We start from the raw sequence: 19,188 nt of genomic DNA, 5'->3' as shown, positions 1-19,188 counted from the left end.
TCCCTTATTCTCTATTTCTCATTCATACCGCTTCGTCTTTACGGTTAGCGGCTTCTTCCTGTTCTTTCTTCACGTTCAAACGGTCAATAAATTTAAGGAATGGGAACCAGACCGCCAAGATGATCAAGAAGTTGACGAGTTGTAGCAATCCGCCGGCAAGTGAGTTCGTCGCCATCATCCCGCTGATGAACATCGGGACGGTCCAAGGTACCGCGACCCCAGTCGGCGGCGGGACGAGCCCTGTCGACATCGCAAAGTAAGTGACCGTGACCGTGATGAGCGGAGCGACAATCCACGGAATCATGATGAGCGGGTTCATGACGATCGGCAGACCGAAAATGACCGGTTCGTTGACGTTAAAGATCCCTGGTCCGAGTGATAGTTTCCCGATTTGTTTCAACTGCTTCGATTTCAAGAACAACAAAATCGCTACGATGACGGCAAGCGTCGAGCCCGAGCCACCAAGGCCGACCGTATAGATTTCGACAAACTGTTTACTGATGATGTTCGGTACTTCTCCGGTCGCCGTGTACGCGTTCAAGTTTTCAAGCGACAACGTATTCCAAATCGGATCCATGACCGAGTTGACGATGACTTGTCCGTGCAACCCGAAGAACCAGAACAATTGGACGAAGAAGATAGCGATCAACGTTGGGACGAGACCGTTACCCAATTTAACGAGCGGCTGTTGCACGACGTTGAAGATGACGTCATGTAAGTTCGTATTGAACAAGCTCGTCACACCGATGTTGAGGAGCAAGAAGACCGTGAGCGTCAACAAGGCCGGTACGAGCGCCGAGAACGACTTCGCCACCGCCGGCGGTACGCCGTCCGGCATTTTGATCGTCCAGTTCTTTTGAACGACGAATCGATAAATCTCACCTGAGAGGAAACCGGTGATCATGGCGAGGAACATTCCTTTGGCGCCAAGACGATCGAGCGGGAGGACGTTACCGACCGCTTCTGTCATTCCTTCGACTTCGATGAGGAACGGTGTCAACAAGAGGAACGATACGAGGGAGATCGCTCCACCGAAGACGGCTTCGACGTTGTAACTTTTCGAAAGATAATAGCCAATACCGAAAACGACGAAGATTGACATGATTCCCATCGTGGCCGATGGGGCGTTACCGAGTGACGATTTGAACGCATTCAGCGTCCCTTCCGACATGAACTTGTCTAAGAACGGCAAGTTGGCGATAACGACGACGATTGAACCGAACATGGTAATCGGGAACGCGAGCATGAACGCATCCCGTAATACTTGCAAATACCGACTGTTGTTCAAGTAAGTCGCCATCGGCATGAGCAACTTGCTGATCAGTAAGAACATTTTGTTGTCCTGTGACATAGGATTCACCCTTCTTGATTAGGATTTACAATCTTTTGCTCCATCATCTCGATCAGGCTTGCCGTCAAATCGAGCATCGTCTGGGTCGACATGAGATGGTCTTCGGCGTGAAGGAGCAACAGTGACATGTCCGTCTTCTCCCCATTCGCCTCTTTTTGAATTTGGCCGAAGTGCGTCTGATGCGCTTCTTTTAACTGTTCACGTGCTGTCGCCAGCTGCGCTTCAAACGCTTCGTATGAACCGTTCTTATACGTTTGGATCGCTTCTTGAATCGTGCTCCGAGCGTTGCCGCTATGCAAAATCATCATGAACGCCATCTGTTCTAACGTTAACTCTTCCGTTCCTTCCATGACCTCACCCCATCAATTTGATTGCTTGCTCATACGCCGCTTTCCCATTCGCCGTTCCGTAGGCCATCATGTCGATGACTTCGACCGGTTTCGATGTTTGCGCTTTCAATTTGTCGAGCAAAAAGCGCATTTGCGGTCCGATGAGGATGACGTCCGCTTCTTCCATCTCCTTACCGACCTGGTCTTGACCGACTGCCCAAATTTTCGCTTCGTCCCCGATTGACGCCGCGTGCTGTTGCATTTTCGTGACGAGCAGGCTCGTCGACATCCCTGAGCTACAAGCGAGTAATACTTTTTTCATGTTCAACCACTCCTTTTTTGAAATCGTTTACAAGTTTTATTATACACATGATTTATTTCATGTCTATACTTGATTTAAACTTTGTTTAGTTTTTAAATTTAAAAGTGTATATGATAATAAACGAGAGTGAGGGAATTGACGATGAAGATCATCCCGTTACAACCGTATTACCAATATCGCTTATGGGGAGGCGACCGCTTAAAGCGTTACGGTTTTCATTTTGACGAGGCCTCGATTGGCGAAGCATGGACCGCTTCGGCGTTGCCGCAAGGCAGTTCCGTCGTGTCTGCCGGATCGCATATCGGGACAACGCTAGACGACCTTTATGCCACGCATCCAGAACTGTTCGGCATTGATTCACCTGTGTTTCCGTTATTGATCAAGTGGATTGATCCGAACGATGACCTTTCGATTCAAGTCCATCCCGACGATGCGTTGGCACAGTCGCTCGAGGGTCAGCCTTACGGAAAGAATGAATGCTGGTACATCCTCGACGCACCAGAGGGAGGAGAAATCATCTATGGCCATACGTTCGAATCGAAAGACGCGTTGCAACAGGCGCTCGCGACCGGAGACGTGATGACCGGATTAACTCGAAAATCTGTCACCCGTGGCGATTTTCTGTACGTTCCGGCCGGGACTGTCCACGCCTTAACGAAAGACGTGTGCGTCCTTGAGATTCAACAGAGTTCGGACACGACGTACCGTCTCTACGACTACGAACGAATTGAAACATCAACTGGACACACTCGTGACCTCCATGTCGAGCAAGGCACCCTCGCCTCGTTCGCACCCCATCTCGACTATGCGGAACCTGTCCTGCGCCTGGATCATTTCCGGACACAGTTGACACGTAACCCATACTTCTTCGTCGAAAAATGGAACATCGAACGCGAGGAATCCGTCTCGACGGATACGTTCCGCCTGCTTTCGGTCGTCGAAGGGACACTTGAGATTGACGGTTCGTCCTTCGAGATTGGTGCGACGTTGCTTTTGCCAGCAGGTCAGTCATTTCAGCTGGACGGAACGGCCACGTGCCTCGTCACCGGTGTATCCTCTCCAACGAAACAAAAAGCCCGCATCGGCATCGATTTGGGCGGCACGAATACACGCGTCGCCGTCGTGTCGACGGACGGACGTGTCGAGAAACAATATAAATTGAAGACACAGCCGCACCTTGAGCTCGACGCCTTGTTAAATCAAATCACACTTGCCGTCGAACGATTCCAACTCGAATATGACATCACGCACGTCGGTATCGCTGCACCGGGTCCGCTCGACCTAAAACGAGGTGCGTTTTTGACCCCGCCAAACCTCCCGAACTGGCATCATCAGACGATTGTGGAGCCGCTATGCACTCTGCTCGGTCTACCTGTCACGTTAGAGAATGATGCCAACGCAGCAGCGCTCGCCGAAGCAAAGTTTGGGGCCGGCCGTCATGTCGACTCCGTCTTTTACGTCACGGTCAGCACAGGGATCGGCGGCGGTTTCGTCTATAAGCAAAATTTGATTAGCGGGGCTCACGGTAGCGCCGGAGAAGTCGGCAATATGATCATTCGTACGGACGGACCAGCACATCCGACACTGAACGTCGGAGCGCTTGAGACGCATGCGAGTGGAACGGCACTTCACGAACGCGCCCTCACTAAAGGAGTGACTGATTCGATGACGCTTTTGACAGACAACATCGAACGCAATACGTTCGTCGAGGACTTAGCAACGGGTCTCGCCAACATCATCCATACGGTCGACCCCGATATCATCATCCTCGGGGGAGGCGTGACGGCATCGGCTCCGTTATACTGGAATCAGTTACAAGACGCGGTCGCGATGCGAGTATACCCCCATTTGAGAGGAGCGACCCCCCTCGTCCTGCATGAGTTGCACGGCGACGCTGGCGTCATCGGGGCCGCGTTCTTGCCATAAGGAGTGGAAAGAAATGCAACATTATTTAGCCATCGATATCGGTGGAACTAGTATCAAATACGGAGTCGTCCGATCCGATGGCACCCTACTGTCAAACAAACACGTCCCAACCCCTGCGACGTGGGACGGCTTGCTCGAACAAGTCGATGTGATCTTTAACGAAACGACCGCCGAAGCCCGCTTCGACGGTATCGGCTTCAGTGCGCCCGGCGCCGTCGATTCGACGACCGGCGTGATTCATGGAATCAGTGCACTTCCCTACATTCATGATCGTCCTTTCTTACAGGCGTTCAAAGAGCGGTATGACTTGCCTGTCACTGTCTTGAACGATGCCAACGCGGCAGCGCTCGCAGAAGGATGGACCGGTGCCGCGGCGTCGGTGACGAGCTACGCGACGGTCGTCATCGGGACGGGCGTCGGCGGAGCATTCGTCGACCATGATCAGGTGATGATCGGATCCCACTTCCATGGCGGTGAGTTCGGATATTGGATTCTCGACCCGTCTCTTCCCCACCCAGATGGGACATGGAGTAAAATCGGTGCCACGGCCGCTCTTGTCCATCGATGCAGTGAACAACTCGGACGTCCCCTTACCGGAAAAGATGTGTTCGCGCTTCAAAGCGACCCAATCATCCAGGTGGAACTGGAGCGCTTCTATCGCTGGAACGCGATTGGCATCTACAACCTCCAATTCGGGCTCGACCCGGAGCGTATTTTAATCGGTGGCGGCATCAGTCGTCGTCCGGAAGTTCGGGACGGCATCAAGCGACACTTGGATGCGCTTTGCGACGCGTTCGGAACATTCCGCATCGACGTCGAGACGTGTGCCCACTTCAACGAGGCCAACTTGATCGGTGCCGCACGGTTTCACATGTTAGCGCAGTAAAAAAGGGTTTCCATCACAAGTTTGTGATGGAAACCCTTTTATTGTGCCAGGCGGTCTTCATGGAGGTGATGATACACCTCGTCTCGAATCGCTGCGAGCGTACGCTCATGAACGATCATGTGTGCCCGAATCGTTCGGTTGACGCGTTCATTAACCTTGCCGGCCTCCAAGTGTCGATCCAACACGGGAAGGCTGAAGTCGTCAATCGGCAAATAGGCGATAGGAATCACGGCGGACCCTGATTTCACCGAGACTTGCACGCCGTTCACTTCTGGAAAGAAATACGACTCATAATACGGTTCGACGGCCAGCTCTTCTTTCATCGCATCCCGCACTACGGGAATCGTTGTCGGCAAGGCGATGAAATACACCATTTGGTCGAACGAGAATGAGACGTCTTTCAGCGAGACGCCCAGTGCCTCCGCATGTCGGTTGGCCACACTACCCGTCACAAATCGATAACTCGGACGGCTCGTAAACAAGATGGTCGCGATAAAGGCGACGGTCATGATCATGACACTGAATTCGGTCATAGCGGCACCCCTTCCCAGCGGCAGACTTGGTTTTTCCCTCGTGATTTGGCCGCATACAACGCTTGATCGGCGCACTCAATCAACTGTTCGCGTGACTGTTCGTGAAGCGTGTGCTTCGAAGCGACACCGAAGCTCAGCGTTAACTGACCACCTGGTTGTCGCTCCCCGTACATGAAGTTCGTGCCGAGCACGGCCGCACGAATCGTCTCCGCGACGTGGGACGCCTCGACTTCGTCGAACTGCGGCAAGAGAACGACAAACTCTTCGCCACCGAACCGATACGCCATCTGTTCATCCGGCACGCTTCGTCGAATGACACTCGCGAGCCGCGTGAGTAACTCGTTTCCAGCCAAGTGACCGTTTGTGTCGTTGAAATGCTTGAAATGGTCAATATCCATCACAATCAGTGACAGCTCGTCCGTTTCGCACTCCCGGAACAAGACATCCAAATCTTGTTCGAACGAGCGATGGTTTTTAAGACGCGTCAACCCGTCACGAAGCGCCAACGTCTCGATGCGCTGGTACAGCATCGTCTGATGGAGCGCGAGCGAGGCTTGTTCCGCAATCGGTCGGACACTGTCAATCTTTTGAGGGGTGATCGGTTTTTTATTGACGACGTTGTCGATGACGAGAAGTCCGTATGGAATTCCTTGATGATGGAGCGGGAAAATCGTGCACTCGTCCATCTGTAAGTCGGTATGTAACATGCGCAGCACCGGATCATCGGTGATGCTCGCATACACGTGGAGCGGCCGTCCCGAGTCGAGCGTCTGTTTGAACAGATGGTCTCCATGAAACGGGATCGTCATTTTCCGAATCCGTTCGTTCAACTGCTCATCGTGTGACGAGTCCGTCTCTTTCTCATCAATCAGTCCTTGGAGATCATAATGTTGTCGGGTGATTTCTTCCCAAATTTGAAACCCGTCTTCCGGATTCATCGGCCCCGTGCCCATGACTCCGTAAATACTATCTTTTTCCAAATCAGCGAAAAAGATGATCGATCGGTTAAAGCCGAGTCCGTGCCCCGCCGTCACCGATGTCAAAATCGTTTGCAGCAATCGGTCCGGGTCGAGCGTGTCTTGCATCGTAAAACTGACTTCCCGGAAGACGTTCAATTGACGGGAACTCGCCGTCAGCATCCGCAACCGGCCTGATCGCTCTCGCTTCAACTGGTTGACGTAACCGAAAAGCAACGCGGCTCCTAGCCCGAAGAAGATATAACTAAGCAACAGCGGAAAAGATAATGTCCCGGATTGACTGTATACTAAAAGCCAGCTGACCATGATTGCAACAGTCATGCCTTTCCAGTGAAAACAGACGAGCCCTGTCATAATCAATAACAGCACTGACCAATGTAAATCATAAAAATCGAACAACACCCCGTGCCAAATCACGACAAGGCTGCTCGTCCCTGCGAGCAGCCAGCGATTCAAGGCGGGGGTCGTCATCAACCGAAGGACGTTGAGGACGATGGTGATTAGGATGATGCCGCCAATCAATAGGCCATAAACCATGGTTACCCCTCGTTTCATCGAGTCATCTATACATTTGATTATAAGTCGAATCATCGAACGCGGGACCGGATTTGTCCAATCACTGACCAAACTTTTAACTTACTTGAAGTATTTTCCATAAGTTGTCGAACTCGCTTGTTCTTTCTCATATGAGTGATTTCACATAATCCTTTCATTTACTTTAGCGAAGTAACGTGGAATGATGGAATTAACTAACCTATTTAAGCGAGGTGGAAGCGTGACCCGTACCGAACATCTTGAAGCAACACGGATTTTACAGCATTTGTTTAACGCGTCTTCCTTCGTCGGAATCGACTTCGGTTCCGGCCCCAATCATCATCTACTCTACTTCAACCGAGACGGCAACGAGTCGTGGCTCTCGATTGAAGGACCTTGGTACGTCCATTCATCGGGACCTTCGTTCAACGAAGATGAACAACTCCATCACCTCGTCGGACTCCGGCGTGAACGCGTCCGTTCCATCCTGTTATCTGAAGACAATCCCCATCTTGAACTGACATTTGAATCTGGAGCCGTCCTGTTCGTGAACGGCTATCACGAACAGTATGAAAGTTGGCAGGCCGGAGACGCCCGTCCGCTCGGAGGCGAACACTTCTTACTCGTCGCCATGCCTCAAGGGGACTTGGCCGTCTTTGCAGAGGAAGACGTCTGATGGCAGCCTGGACGGAGATTCTCACGTATATGTTGATTGCCGGTGGTGTCAGTCTCGCGATCATCGTCTTGCGCAAAGTCACGAAAGCATAAGAAAAGAGCGGCCGCGGCCGCTCTTTTCTTATTTTACCGTCTCATCTTCGAACAAGCTCGCCCCGTTCGTCTGGATGACGTCTTGATACCAGAAGAACGAGTCTTTCCGCGAACGCTCGAGCGTCCCCGACCCGTCGTCATGCTTATCGACGTAGATGAAGCCGTAACGCTTGCTGTACTCCCCGGTCGATGCACTGACGAGGTCGATACAGCCCCAGCTCGTATAGCCGATGACGTCGACACCGTCTTCAATCGCCTCCACCATCGCTTTCAAATGGTCACGCAAGTACTCAATCCGATAATCGTCATGAACCGATCCGTCCGCTTCAACCTTGTCATAAGCACCGAGACCATTCTCGACGATGAAGAGCGGCAATTCATAGCGCTCATACAGTTTGTTCAAGATGACGCGAAGTCCCATCGGATCGATTTCCCAACCCCAGTCGCTCGCCTTGAGGTAAGGGTTTTTCACCCCGCTCATAATGTTCCCCGCTGCCTCGTCTTCCGTCTTCTCCGCTTTCTCGGTACGCGACATATAGTAGCTGAGCGAGAAGAAGTCGACCGTGTTCGCTTTCAGTGTCTCGAGGTCCCCGTCTTCCATCACGAGTTCGATTCCGTTCTCACGGAAGAAGCGTTTCGCGAATGATGGATACTCACCACGGACATGGACGTCACCACAGAAGAAGTTCATCATGCGCTCGGCGTCGTGTGCATACCAGATGTCTTCCGGATTCGAGCTGTACGGATAGACCGGCGCCGCGATGAGCATGCAGCCGATTTGCATCGACGGATCGATCTCTTTTGCCGCTTTTGTCGCGAGCGCACTTGCCACGAGTTGATGGTGCAACCCTTGGTACGTCAACTGCAACTGGTCGTCCCCTTCACGAATCGCCATGCCGAGACTGAGCATCGGCATGAACTGGGCCCCGTTGATTTCATTGAACGTGAGCCAATATTTGACCTTGCCTTGGTAACGTTCGAACAAGACACGGCTGTATCGCTCGAAGAATGTCACGAGGCGACGGTCGCGCCAACCACCGTATGCTGTCGCCAAATGGAGCGGCAACTCGTAATGTGAAATCGTGACGAGTGGCTCGATTCCTTGCGCGACGAGTTCATCGATGACACGGTCATAGAATTTGAGCCCTTCCTCGTTCGGTTCGAGCTCATCTCCATTCGGGAAGATCCGCGACCAAGCGATCGACATGCGGAACGTCTTGAATCCCATCTCTTTGAAGAGGGCGATGTCTTCCTTGTAGTGATGATAGAAGTCGATGCCTTCATGGTTCGGGTACGTGTACTCGTCATGCAACTCGAAATCGAACGTGGGGTCATGAATGATTTTCATTCGGTCTTTGCCGCCCGGCATCACATCCGCGATCGAGAGCCCTTTTCCACCTTCTTGGTATCCACCTTCAAATTGGTTCGCCGCCGTGGCGCCACCCCATAAAAAGTTCTTCGCTACTTGTTTCATGTTTGTTCCTCCTCTTAGGCTAAGACGCGCAAGACGCCGTGGTTTGGTTCGACGATGCCGACATGTGTCGGCAAGACATCTAAGTAATTCCCTGTATTCGTGACAATTACCGGGGTAATCGTGTCATAACCGGCTTGGGCAATGGCTTCTAGATCAAATTTCACTAACACCTCGCCCTCGGTCACACGCTGTCCGGCTTGGACGAACGTTTCAAAATGTTTCCCACCGAGCTGGACCGTGTCGAGCCCGACGTGAATCAATACTTCGACGCCGCTATGTGAGCGGAGTCCGATGGCGTGCTTCGATTGGAAGACCGTGACGACTTCGCCATCGAATGGGGCGTAGACGACCCCTTCTGTCGGCATGATGGCAAGTCCTTTCCCCATCGCGCCGCTCGAGAACACTTCATCGCGAACGGTCTCGAGGGAAACCGCTTCTCCTTTGACTGGAGCCGATACCGGGAAACCGACGTGCTCCGATACGGCCGGCGCTACTTCTGCCGTTGTCTGTTCGCCTGTCTCGACTTCTTTATGGAATGCGAACGTGATTCCGAACGAGACGAGTGTCGCGACCACAAGACCGATCAAGGCGCCGTAGAACGTCATATCGAGACCCGTCGCCGGAATCATGACCGGGATACTGAACACGCCGAGACCACCCATCGCGTAAGCCGCCGTGCCAAGCATACCGCCGACGACCCCGCCGGCCGCACCGCCAACCATCCCGAAGACGAACGGTTTCTTGCGCGGAAGCGTCAATCCATAAATCGCTGGCTCTGTGATGCCGAACACGCCGGCAATCGTCGATGACGTCCCGAGCCCTTTCGTCTTCGGGTCACGCGCCTTCAATGTGATGGCGAGCGTTGCCCCGACCTGACCGAACGTCGCCATGAGGACCCCGACGACGATCGTGTCCATGCCGACGACCGCCAAGTTGTTGATGATGATCGGCACGAGCCCCCAGTGGAGACCGAACATGACAAGCACTTGCCAGAACGCGCCGATGAAGGCAATAGCGACGACCGGGCTAAGTTCATATAAGAACGAATAGCCGCCGGCGAGTCCTTGGCTCGCGTATGTCGCGACCGGACCGATCGCGAGGAATGTGAGCGGGACGACAATCAAGAGTGCCATCATCGGTGTGGTGAAGTTACGGACCGCTTCATGCGTGTGTTTGTTAAAGAATGTCTCAATTTTCGATGACACATACGCTGCTAAGATGATTGGAATGACCGATGACGCGTAGCTCATCAAGACGACCGGTACCGTGAGGAACGTGAGCGACTCGCCCGCTCCTTGCATCGCGACGATAGCCGGGTAGACGAGCGCACCCCCGATAATCATCCCGATATACGGATTACCGCCAAACTTCTTCGCTGCCGAATGGCCGAGAATGACCGGTAGGAAGTAGAAGAGCGCGTCAGCCGCTGCGTTCAAAACAATATACGTGCCCATGTCTTGCGTGAGCAGACCGAGGGCGACGAGAATCGCGAGCAACCCTTTCAATAGACCGCTACCGGCCATCGGACCGAGAATCGGGGTAAAAATCCCCGCAATCACATCAATCAACCGGTTAAAGACGCCCGTTTTTTCCGTATCGTCGTTCGATGACGTCTGGAATCCGCCCGCCTCGACCACGTCTTGGTAGACGTAAGGGACGTTGTTGCCGATGACGACTTGGAACTGACCGCCGCTTTGGACGACCGTGATGACACCATCATGGTTTTTTAACACCTCGGGATTGGCTTTCTGTTCATCTTTTAATTTAAAACGTAGCCGTGTCGCACAATGGAACACGCTTTTGACGTTATCTTTCCCGCCGACGTGACGAATGATGTCCGCCGCGAGCGTTTTTGTTTGGCTCATAGTGTTCACTCCTTCAATTTGTGTAAAAAGAAAAACCTAAATGAACGCACACGGGAGGTGTCGTCATTTAGGTTTGGCCTGCATCATCAGTAACCATCCTTAGGATCGTCGTTCTTTCATTAAGTTTTCGATATGAATCATCATATACAACCGCTCATCGGTCGAGACCTCGTAATTGTACTTCGTGGCGATCAACCCTGCGATTTTCTCGACACACTCATAAGCGTCCGGATAACGCAGCTTCACCATCTCAAACAGCGTCTCATCACCGCCGGGTTTAATCTTCTCCCCGGAGGCGAGCCGTTGGACGAAGTATTTCAAGTGGGTCAAAAACCGTGAGTAGGCGTACGACTCTTCGTCCAAATCAATTTGAAAGTGGTACGTGATGATGGTGAGAATCGCTTGCGTGGCGCGTGTCATCTCGGTGACGAGATGTAAGTTCTCACCTTTTGCACCCGACATCGTCGCGTTGACGAGATGGAGGGCGATCGCGACCGCCTCGTCTTCGTCTAACTTGACGTCATGCCGGTCGTTAATCAGGGCGACCGCTTCTTTCCCGATCGCGAACTCGGGTCCATAAAACCGCTTCACTTCCCAAACGAGCGGGTTACGGATGATGATTCCATCTCGATATCGGCTGAGAGCGAAATGGATGTGGTCGGCGAGGGTCACGTAAAGCGAGTCATGGACCGGCTTCTCGAGTCGCGTCTCCGCGAGCTTGACGATTTCTTTGACCGTATCCATCTCGGCAGCTGGCATCTCATTCAAAAAATGGACGAACCGTTCATGGCTTTCTTTACTCTCGAGCGTAAAGACTTTTTCAATCCGCGTTTGATCGATCGCATCGCCTGGACGCTTTTGGAACGCGATTCCCCGTCCCATGACGACTTGTTCTTGACCGTTCGCTTGAATGGCCACGACGTTATTGTTGAACACTTTTGAAATTTGCATGGAATCAATTCACCTCCGCTCAAGTTCGATTGAAAAGAAAAAAACCTAAATTCACACCGGTCCCCACATCTGGATGATCGGCATCAATTTAGGTTTTGCCTGCTTGACCAGTAACAATCCCAAAGTGGATTTTCTTCTTCTCGCTACTAGCATACCCCCTTGAAATCTTGACGTCAACATAAAAATAAAACGCTTACACCGTGACCGTTTTTCATTCGAATAGGATACGTTGCATCCGTTCCGGAGCCGCTAGGAAGTCGCGCATGACACGAACGTGCTCGAGTTCATCGAACGTCGTCGGACGGAGTCCCGTCTCGACTTGGAGGATGTCGGCGTCCGGATACGACATGAGGATTGGTGAATGGGTCGCGATGATGAATTGACTGCCCGATTGCACGAGTTCATGCATGCGTGCGAGCATCGTCAACTGCCGCATCGGCGACAAGGCGGCCTCGGGCTCATCTAAAATATACAGTCCTCCGTCTCGGAATCGATGGAGCATGAGCGACAAGAACGCTTCCCCGTGCGACTGCTCATGGAGCGATCGACCGCCGTAGGACGCATAAAACCGTTCCGGGTCGGGCGACGTTCGTGCAATCTCATCCACATAACTCGACAATTGATATGCCGTCTCGGCCCGGAGGAAAAATCCGTCTTTCGGCCGGTACGCGCCCCGAATCGGACGAAGCGCTTCGAACAGCGGGCTATGTGTCGACTCGGTCTCAAAACGGAACGTCGTCGCGCCGCCTTCCGGATTGAATCCAGCGGCGATGGCCATCCCTTCGACCAACGTCGATTTCCCGCTCCCATTCTCACCAACCAAGAACGTGACCGGCTTCGTCAGCGTCAATTCATCAAATCCATCAAAAATCGGTAGCGAGAACGGGTACCCTGGCTTTTCAATCCGATCTCGCTCTAAGCGGACACCCCGCAAAAATAAGTTTAGTCCCATTCGATCCAAAACAACGCCCCCTCTCCCTCTCTCGATTCGACTCCGTAAACGAGCCCTTGAGCCTCGAGCAACAGCTTGTTGATGGCCAGACCAAGTCCGTGACCGTTCGAACGGTCCCCTTTCACATACATATCCCAGATATTGGCGCGCATCGTCTCGGCAATGCCCGGCCCTTCGTCTTCGATTTCAAGCCGTCGCTCGGAGAGCCTGATCGTGATCACACCTCCTAGTGGACTGGCGTGATACGCGTTCTGAAGAAAGTTCGACAGCACACGCTCCATCGCCAATCGGTCCGCCTGGACGACCGCGTCCTCGACGAGTTCAAGTGTGACCGTCACTTCCTTATGACGGAACCATTCATCCATCCGCGAGACAGTCTCTTTAATCAATGCATCCAAACGAACGGACTCGAGCGAAAGTGTCACGTTGCCCGCGGATAGTTTGGAGTATTCGAGCATCTGACTGACGAGCCGATCGATCCGATCGACTTCCTCGGTTAAACTGCGACCCGTCGCCGCCACATCTTCTTGTTTGACGACACCGAGTTCAAGCATTTCGGCCTCGTTCCGGACAATGGCAAGCGGGGTCCGGACATCGTGCGTAACCCCTGAGATGAATGTATTTTGCATCCGTTCTTTCTCTTCGAGTGATGTGTTCATCTGACGGACCGCTTCCGTCAAATCTCCAATCTCGTCGTCGGTGACAGGCGGTAGTGTGATGTCATGCCGGCCCGACATGATGGCTGTGGTCGCCTGCTTCAACTCGACGAGCGGGGACGTCAAACGCCGCCCCATCCAATACGTCACACCGACGGCGACGATGAGCGCGAGCAAGAACCCGCTCCCGAGAATGACGTAGATTTGACGAAACTGCGGATTCGACAGCGGGACGGGTGCGTACGTCACGATTTGCACATCCCCTTCTTCCCGAAGGAACGTCAATAACCGCGCCCCGTTCACACTGACCTCATCTCGTTCAGAAAGTGAGTCTGGATCGAGGACTGGCGACATATGTCGACGCATCCTGCCCCCACGATCAAGATTGACCGCTTCCCCGTCTTGAAACACGAGAACATCGAGTTGACCCGGTATGCCGCGTCCATCCACAAGCGCCTCATACACGATGTCCGCTTCACGCTCGAGTTGGTCATAGCTCTCCGTCTCCGCGAAACGCCCAATCAAGAGTGATGTCAGACCAAATGTGAGCACCGCCATGACGACGAGAGGGAGAATCGCGGTCCAGAGCAACTTCTTCATCAACCGGCTCATCGGACTTCCTCCAATCGATAACCGACGCGATGCACCGTCTTCAAGTACCGCTTCATCGTCGGCAATTTGTCACGCAACTGTTTGACGTGCGTGTCGACCGTGCGCGTGTCCCCGGCGAACGTATAATCCCACACCTCGTCAAGTAGGCGGTTGCGATCGAGCGCTTCTCCACTATGTTTCAAGAAGAAGAGGAGCAACTCGTATTCTTTATTGGTCATCCGAATCGCTTGGCCGTGATCGGTCACCATCCGGGATCGTGCGTCCACCATCATGTCGCCGAACGAGATCTCGTCCGTCTGTTTGACGAGACGCTTCAGGCGAATTTCGAGTTCTTTTAACACAATCGGTTTGACCAAATAATCGTCGGCCCCGAGCTCGAGGCCGAACACACGGTCATCCGCCTCTCCTCGTGCCGTCGCCAAGATGATGGCCGGCCGCGGCTTGAGCGTCTTCAATTTCGGGATGAGCGTCCATCCTTCCCCGTCCGGCAGACGAATATCGAGCAGGACCGCATCGAACGGTTGCTCGAGCTGCTGCTTCGCTTCGGCGAGTGTACCGGCCACACTGACATGAAACCCCGCGTACGTTAAAAAGCGGGCAAGCCCGTCCGCTAATTTCGGTTCATCTTCGACTACGAGTACGTTCATCTTTATCGCCTCCAACCCCATTATATCGCATCGCGAAACGAACCCATCATTTCCCAAAGACAATTTGCAGAAACCTTGCAACTCCCTCACAACTTTTGAACGTCCACGTCCTACACTTGAAGTAGTAAAGGAGGAGATTAATATGAAAACATCTAAATTAGCCATCGCCCTGGCCGGCCTACTTGCCGTCTCAGGAACCGGCGTCTATGCCGCCACGAACGATACGACAACAACCGACGGAACGGAAACGACGACCCAATGCGAACGCGGAGAACGCGGCGAGCGGGGCATGTTCGGTGACCGGGCAGCCGGGCAGGCCGCTTTGCTCGAGGCGCTCGGTTTGACCGAAGCCGAAGTGGAAGCAGCGCGAGAAGAAGGACAATCGCTTCCTGAACTCGCGGAAGAAACAGGCATCACGATCGAACAGTTCATTGAGGCGATCATCTCTTCTCATGAAGTGAAACTTGACGCCGCGGTCGAATCCGGTGACTTGACGCAAGATGAGGCCGACGCGATTCTTGCCGACCATGAAGAGCGTTTTGCTGACATCACGAGTTACGAAGACTTGGGTGATATGCGTGGCTTTGGCGGCAAAGGCCGTCACGGGCACGGTCCTCGTCACGGTGGCCAATTCGGTGGACCGGACCAAAACGACGAAGCTGTCTCTTCAACGGACGACAATGTAGACAAACAGAGCACCAACTCATTGTAAGCAAAAAGGCAACCGCGAGGTTGCCTTTTCATATGGCCAATAACAGCAGAGCGTATCCGATAAGCCCAACGGCAAAGGCGCGGAAACTGCTGTCCCGCTCTTCCGGCAACTCTTCCTTCATGACGTTCAAAATAATCCCACCGGCCAAGAACGCGACAATCATCGACAGCGTCACTTCATGGAGCGCTGAAAATACGCCGACGCCCCACCCGGCAAGCACGGCCAACGACAACCACAATCGGCCTCGCCTGTCATATTGCTGGCGATGGTGATGCCTCAAACCTTGGTCGACCGTGACGAAGTGAATCCCTAACGCAAGAAAGTAGAGCGTCATCGCCCACACCGTATCAAATTCGCTCTCCGCGAGCACATAGCCGATACTGAAGTTGTAAACGACGAACAACGCCATATGAATCCAAAATACATTGCCTTTCCCACGGTTCTTCATTTGCGTGGCCAATCGTTCCAGCCCATAAAACACGGCCAATCCGAGCATGCTGACGACGAGGATGTGATTCTCGATCGAGGCGAACAGCCCACTCTCGAGATGTCCTTCGAGCTCGCGTTGATATTCGTTCAGCTCAGGTAAAAGGTGTAGAAACACATAGGCGACGGCGACACCGCCGGCGAGCGACAAAAAACGGCTCCGCGGTGTCTCGCGCACATGAATCAATTGTCCAGAGAAGTAATGAATCAAGGCAAATCCGATGGCGAACAACAAGCTTAACCAAAACATCCAGTCACCTCCGAAACGTTACCCGAAAGCCGTACTGTACGTGATGACTCCCGGTCCTTGTTCCTTACCCGAGTGCCCTGCCGGATACACTCATTCGCCTCGTTCGGAACGTTGCCGCGCCCGAATCTCTTTCTCGACGCGACGGAGCGCCTTCTTCGAACCGCGAGCAAAGTCATGCGCTTCTTTCCGGTCCCGGTAATCGATGAATAACGTTTCCAGGTCATAACCAGCTGGATACAAGTCGAGCGCTTTCGCCTCGCGTCGAACTCGGCGGAGCGGTTGCTCACTGAAGACACCGTCGACATACACGGTGACTTGACGCAACGATTCGTCCATCGCATAGACAAGACCGACTTGATCCGTCTCGAGCAGGCGGACCCGGTCACCTTTCACTAGCATTTGGTCAGGTTCGACGACAGGGCGGACGACTTCTTGTGTCAGTCGCGTCGCATCAAGGAGCGACTGGTCGTACGTCTTGTCGTGCATATAGCGGGCCGCCTGCTTCAAAATCGATTCGGGCAATTTCATTTTCCGGGCAATGAATAAGGCGTTGCTGTCGCCGGACTGCCCAATCAACAGCCGATACTTCGGTTCGAGCGTATCCGGGTCGAACTGCATGGCCGCGTTCATGAAGTCCGGATGCGTCTCGGAGTACGCTTTGATTTCGCCGTAATGGGTCGAGGCGACGACGAGACAGCCTCGTTTGTATGCCTCTTCCAAAATCGCGATGGCGAGTGCCGCTCCCTCGTTCGGCTCAGTCCCGCTTCCGATCTCATCGAATAACAGTAACGACCGTTTCCCCGCCTTCTGCATGATGTTCGCCACGTTATGCATATGGGCCGAGAACGTGCTGAGCGCCGAACCCATGTCCTGGTTGTCCCCGATGTCGACGAATACGTCGTCAAACGTCGAGATGTCCGTGTCCGGATGGGCCGGGATATGAAGTCCGCTCATCGTCATCAAACTGAGCAGACCGATCGTCTTCAAGACGACCGTCTTCCCGCCGGCGTTCGGTCCGGTGATGATCAGACCGCGGTACGTGTCCCCGAGCGAGAAGTCGAGCGGGACCGCCCGTTCGAGGAGTGGGTGGCGGACTTGTTTCAATCGAATTTTCCCGACACCGTTCACACGCGGGGCGATACCATCGATGACTTGGCTATACTTCCCTTTCGCGAACACCATATCGTATTGGGCGATGACATCAAGCGTCGCCTCGATGGTCGGCAACGCTTCCGCCACCATGCCGGTGAGCGTGGCGAGAACTTGATAGATTTCGACCGCTTCCTCCGTTCGTTTGACGACGAGTTCCGCGTTCAACTTCGCCACCGCCTCTGGTTCGATGAAGACCGTCGTCCCTCGGCTCGACGTGTCGATGATTGTCCCAGCGACTTTATGTTTATATGACGCTTTGATTGGAATCGTGAATCGATCTTGTTTCTTCGTCACAAAGCCGTCTTGAATCGCTTCCCGGTTTGTGGCGCTCTTCAAGAACTTGCTCAACCGCTCCTCGATCCGTCCTTCGAGAATGTCGATTTGTTTGCGGACGCGTTTCAATTCTTTGGACGCCTCGTCGACGACCCGTCCCCCACGAATCGATTGGACGATGTCTTCCTCGATACTGCGCCACTCGCTCATCTCATCCGCGTAAAGGGACAAGAGTGGGGCAAAGAACGCCTGCTCGGCCATGAACCGCTTCAGTTTCCGGGCCCCGCGGAAAAATTCGGCGACGGCTTCGAGTTCGCTTGCCTCGAGCTGGATGCCACGGCTGATTTTACCGATGAGCGGTTCCATAGCAGACACCCCGATAAAGGGGACGTGTGACGTCGCGTCGAGAATCGCGCGTGCTTCCGATGTCTCTTGAAGCCGTTTTTTCACCGTTTGCAGATGGCTCGTCGGACGCTGGTTTCGTAACAAGTTGCGTCCGAATCCGCTGATGCAGTATCGTTCGACGTGATGAATCAAGTCGTTGTATTGTAGTTTGTCTAATGTTTGTTCATTCATGATGGAGTCTCCTTATTTTGTGATGGAGATACCGCGCAAACAAAAAGCGTCGGCCGATGACGACCAACGCAAAAAGACAGACCGGTGTCTGGCAGTTTATGAAGGGCGGTATCTGTAACAGAACATGAAGGCATGACAAAAAGACGCGTCATCCAACATTTTTCAGTTCGTTAGGCAGATACAACCTCACTCATTAACATGCAACACCTTTCTCATTCAGTTTCGCCCTAACTATACAACAGATTTTCGAAGAAGTAAAATTTCTAGAGAACGCTTTCAAATTAGGTCTTGATATCTATACATCGGCGTGCTATCTTGAGGGTGACGAAACGAATAATGATCACATGTGACTGATTCGATCAGGCATGGGGTAAGACGAAAGGCTCACGCCACCCGTCTATACTCCATGCCTGTTTTGTTTTTTCACAATCATTTTTCAAGCGAAAGGATGAATCGAACATGTTATTGAATAAGTGGATGAAGAGACATACACTGACACTTTACGCACCCATGGAAGGAGACATCATTCCACTTGAGGAAGTGACCGACCCCGTCTTCAGCGAGAAGATGATGGGCGACGGGATTGCCATCATGCCGACGGACGGAACGGTCGTCGCACCGGTAGATGGAACCATCATTCAGGTCGCACCGACGAAGCACGCGATCGGTATCCGTTCGGGAGACGGAGCTGAAATTTTGATTCATGTCGGACTCGATACGGTCGAACTTGCGGGTAGCCCATTCAACGTCCACGTCAAAGTCGGTGACACGGTCACGACCGGACAGCCACTCTTGACGGCCGACTTGGAACAAATTCAGCGAGCCGGTAAAGACACGGTCACTCCGATGGTCATCACAAACGGGAGCACGTTAGAGCACCCGTATTCGTTCCATGCAGGAGGCCCATCGCTTCCCGGGAAAACCGTCGTCGCTCAAGCGGAACAATGACTCCTCGT

Annotated in this window: 18 protein-coding genes; 5 read left to right on the top strand and 13 right to left on the bottom strand. The window is 53.1% G+C overall.

The window, feature by feature from the left end:
• Window positions 1-22 precede the first annotated feature (22 nt).
• From celB to KNP78_RS06065, 3 genes are read right to left on the bottom strand one after another with little or no spacing between them, the layout of a single operon-like run.
• On the bottom strand, window positions 23-1,333 hold the full coding sequence (celB, locus tag KNP78_RS06075; RefSeq protein ID WP_214754518.1) for a PTS cellobiose transporter subunit IIC: 1,311 nt from the start codon (window positions 1,331-1,333) through the stop codon (window positions 23-25).
• A gap of 23 nt (window positions 1,334-1,356) precedes the next feature.
• Window positions 1,357-1,701, bottom strand: a complete 345-nt coding sequence (locus KNP78_RS06070; RefSeq protein WP_021068000.1) for a PTS sugar transporter subunit IIA — start codon at window positions 1,699-1,701, stop codon at window positions 1,357-1,359.
• Window positions 1,702-1,705: 4 nt separating this feature from the next.
• Window positions 1,706-2,002, bottom strand: coding sequence for a PTS sugar transporter subunit IIB (locus tag KNP78_RS06065; protein ID WP_021067999.1), 297 nt, complete (start codon window positions 2,000-2,002; stop codon window positions 1,706-1,708).
• 141 nt (window positions 2,003-2,143) lie between these two features.
• Here KNP78_RS06065 and KNP78_RS06060 point away from each other — a divergent pair, with 141 nt between their 5' ends.
• Both KNP78_RS06060 and KNP78_RS06055 read left to right on the top strand, forming a co-directional pair.
• Entirely contained in the window at window positions 2,144-3,928 is a 1,785-nt protein-coding gene (locus KNP78_RS06060; protein WP_214823446.1) for a type I phosphomannose isomerase catalytic subunit, read from the top strand.
• A 13-nt stretch (window positions 3,929-3,941) separates the two neighbouring features.
• On the top strand, window positions 3,942-4,814 hold the full coding sequence (locus tag KNP78_RS06055) for an ROK family protein (RefSeq protein WP_034780558.1): 873 nt from the start codon (window positions 3,942-3,944) through the stop codon (window positions 4,812-4,814).
• Between the two features lie 38 nt (window positions 4,815-4,852).
• Here the strand turns inward: KNP78_RS06055 and KNP78_RS06050 are convergent, their stop codons facing one another.
• Entirely contained in the window at window positions 4,853-5,347 is a 495-nt protein-coding gene (locus tag KNP78_RS06050) for a hypothetical protein (RefSeq protein ID WP_034780556.1), read from the bottom strand.
• A complete protein-coding gene (locus tag KNP78_RS06045; RefSeq protein ID WP_214823445.1) occupies window positions 5,344-6,861 on the bottom strand; it encodes a sensor domain-containing diguanylate cyclase in 1,518 nt (505 codons plus the stop codon). The genes KNP78_RS06050 and KNP78_RS06045 overlap by 4 nt, the downstream gene beginning before the upstream one ends.
• Window positions 6,862-7,099: 238 nt before the next feature.
• Between KNP78_RS06045 and KNP78_RS06040 the strand changes: the two genes are divergently transcribed.
• Window positions 7,100-7,534 (top strand): DUF6188 family protein, encoded by a 435-nt coding sequence (locus KNP78_RS06040; RefSeq protein ID WP_214710730.1) that lies wholly within the window; start codon window positions 7,100-7,102, stop codon window positions 7,532-7,534.
• Between the two features lie 120 nt (window positions 7,535-7,654).
• Here the strand turns inward: KNP78_RS06040 and KNP78_RS06035 are convergent, their stop codons facing one another.
• The 6 genes from KNP78_RS06035 to KNP78_RS06010 all read right to left on the bottom strand — a co-directional run bounded on the left by KNP78_RS06035 (window position 7,655) and on the right by KNP78_RS06010 (window position 14,783).
• Window positions 7,655-9,100, bottom strand: coding sequence for a glycoside hydrolase family 1 protein (locus KNP78_RS06035; protein WP_214754354.1), 1,446 nt, complete (start codon window positions 9,098-9,100; stop codon window positions 7,655-7,657).
• A gap of 14 nt (window positions 9,101-9,114) precedes the next feature.
• Window positions 9,115-10,965, bottom strand: a complete 1,851-nt coding sequence (locus tag KNP78_RS06030; RefSeq protein ID WP_214823444.1) for a beta-glucoside-specific PTS transporter subunit IIABC — start codon at window positions 10,963-10,965, stop codon at window positions 9,115-9,117.
• A 99-nt stretch (window positions 10,966-11,064) separates the two neighbouring features.
• Entirely contained in the window at window positions 11,065-11,916 is an 852-nt protein-coding gene (gene licT / locus KNP78_RS06025) for a BglG family transcription antiterminator LicT (RefSeq protein WP_214823443.1), read from the bottom strand.
• Between the two features lie 211 nt (window positions 11,917-12,127).
• Entirely contained in the window at window positions 12,128-12,868 is a 741-nt protein-coding gene (locus KNP78_RS06020; protein WP_084592953.1) for an AAA family ATPase, read from the bottom strand.
• On the bottom strand, window positions 12,859-14,136 hold the full coding sequence (locus KNP78_RS06015; protein WP_214823442.1) for a sensor histidine kinase: 1,278 nt from the start codon (window positions 14,134-14,136) through the stop codon (window positions 12,859-12,861). Before KNP78_RS06015 ends, KNP78_RS06020 begins: the two co-directional genes overlap by 10 nt.
• On the bottom strand, window positions 14,133-14,783 hold the full coding sequence (locus tag KNP78_RS06010; RefSeq protein ID WP_214823441.1) for a response regulator transcription factor: 651 nt from the start codon (window positions 14,781-14,783) through the stop codon (window positions 14,133-14,135). The genes KNP78_RS06015 and KNP78_RS06010 overlap by 4 nt, the downstream gene beginning before the upstream one ends.
• Before the next feature lie 142 nt (window positions 14,784-14,925).
• Here KNP78_RS06010 and KNP78_RS06005 point away from each other — a divergent pair, with 142 nt between their 5' ends.
• A complete protein-coding gene (locus tag KNP78_RS06005; RefSeq protein WP_214823440.1) occupies window positions 14,926-15,495 on the top strand; it encodes a hypothetical protein in 570 nt (189 codons plus the stop codon).
• 28 nt (window positions 15,496-15,523) lie between these two features.
• Here the strand turns inward: KNP78_RS06005 and KNP78_RS06000 are convergent, their stop codons facing one another.
• Window positions 15,524-16,231, bottom strand: coding sequence for a membrane protein (locus KNP78_RS06000; protein ID WP_034780533.1), 708 nt, complete (start codon window positions 16,229-16,231; stop codon window positions 15,524-15,526).
• Between the two features lie 90 nt (window positions 16,232-16,321).
• The gene (locus KNP78_RS05995) at window positions 16,322-18,232 is read right to left on the bottom strand and encodes an endonuclease MutS2 (protein WP_214823439.1); all 1,911 of its coding nucleotides are present in this window, start codon (window positions 18,230-18,232) and stop codon (window positions 16,322-16,324) included.
• Window positions 18,233-18,691: 459 nt separating this feature from the next.
• On the opposite strand from KNP78_RS05995, the gene KNP78_RS05990 reads away from it, so the two are divergent.
• Window positions 18,692-19,180, top strand: a complete 489-nt coding sequence (locus tag KNP78_RS05990) for a PTS sugar transporter subunit IIA (protein ID WP_051627763.1) — start codon at window positions 18,692-18,694, stop codon at window positions 19,178-19,180.
• Window positions 19,181-19,188 lie beyond the last annotated feature (8 nt).

Source organism: Exiguobacterium sp. s28, from assembly GCF_018618135.1.
In the GTDB taxonomy this organism is placed as follows: domain Bacteria; phylum Bacillota; class Bacilli; order Exiguobacteriales; family Exiguobacteriaceae; genus Exiguobacterium; species Exiguobacterium mexicanum_A.
This window is presented reverse-complemented; position numbering and strand designations above follow the sequence as displayed.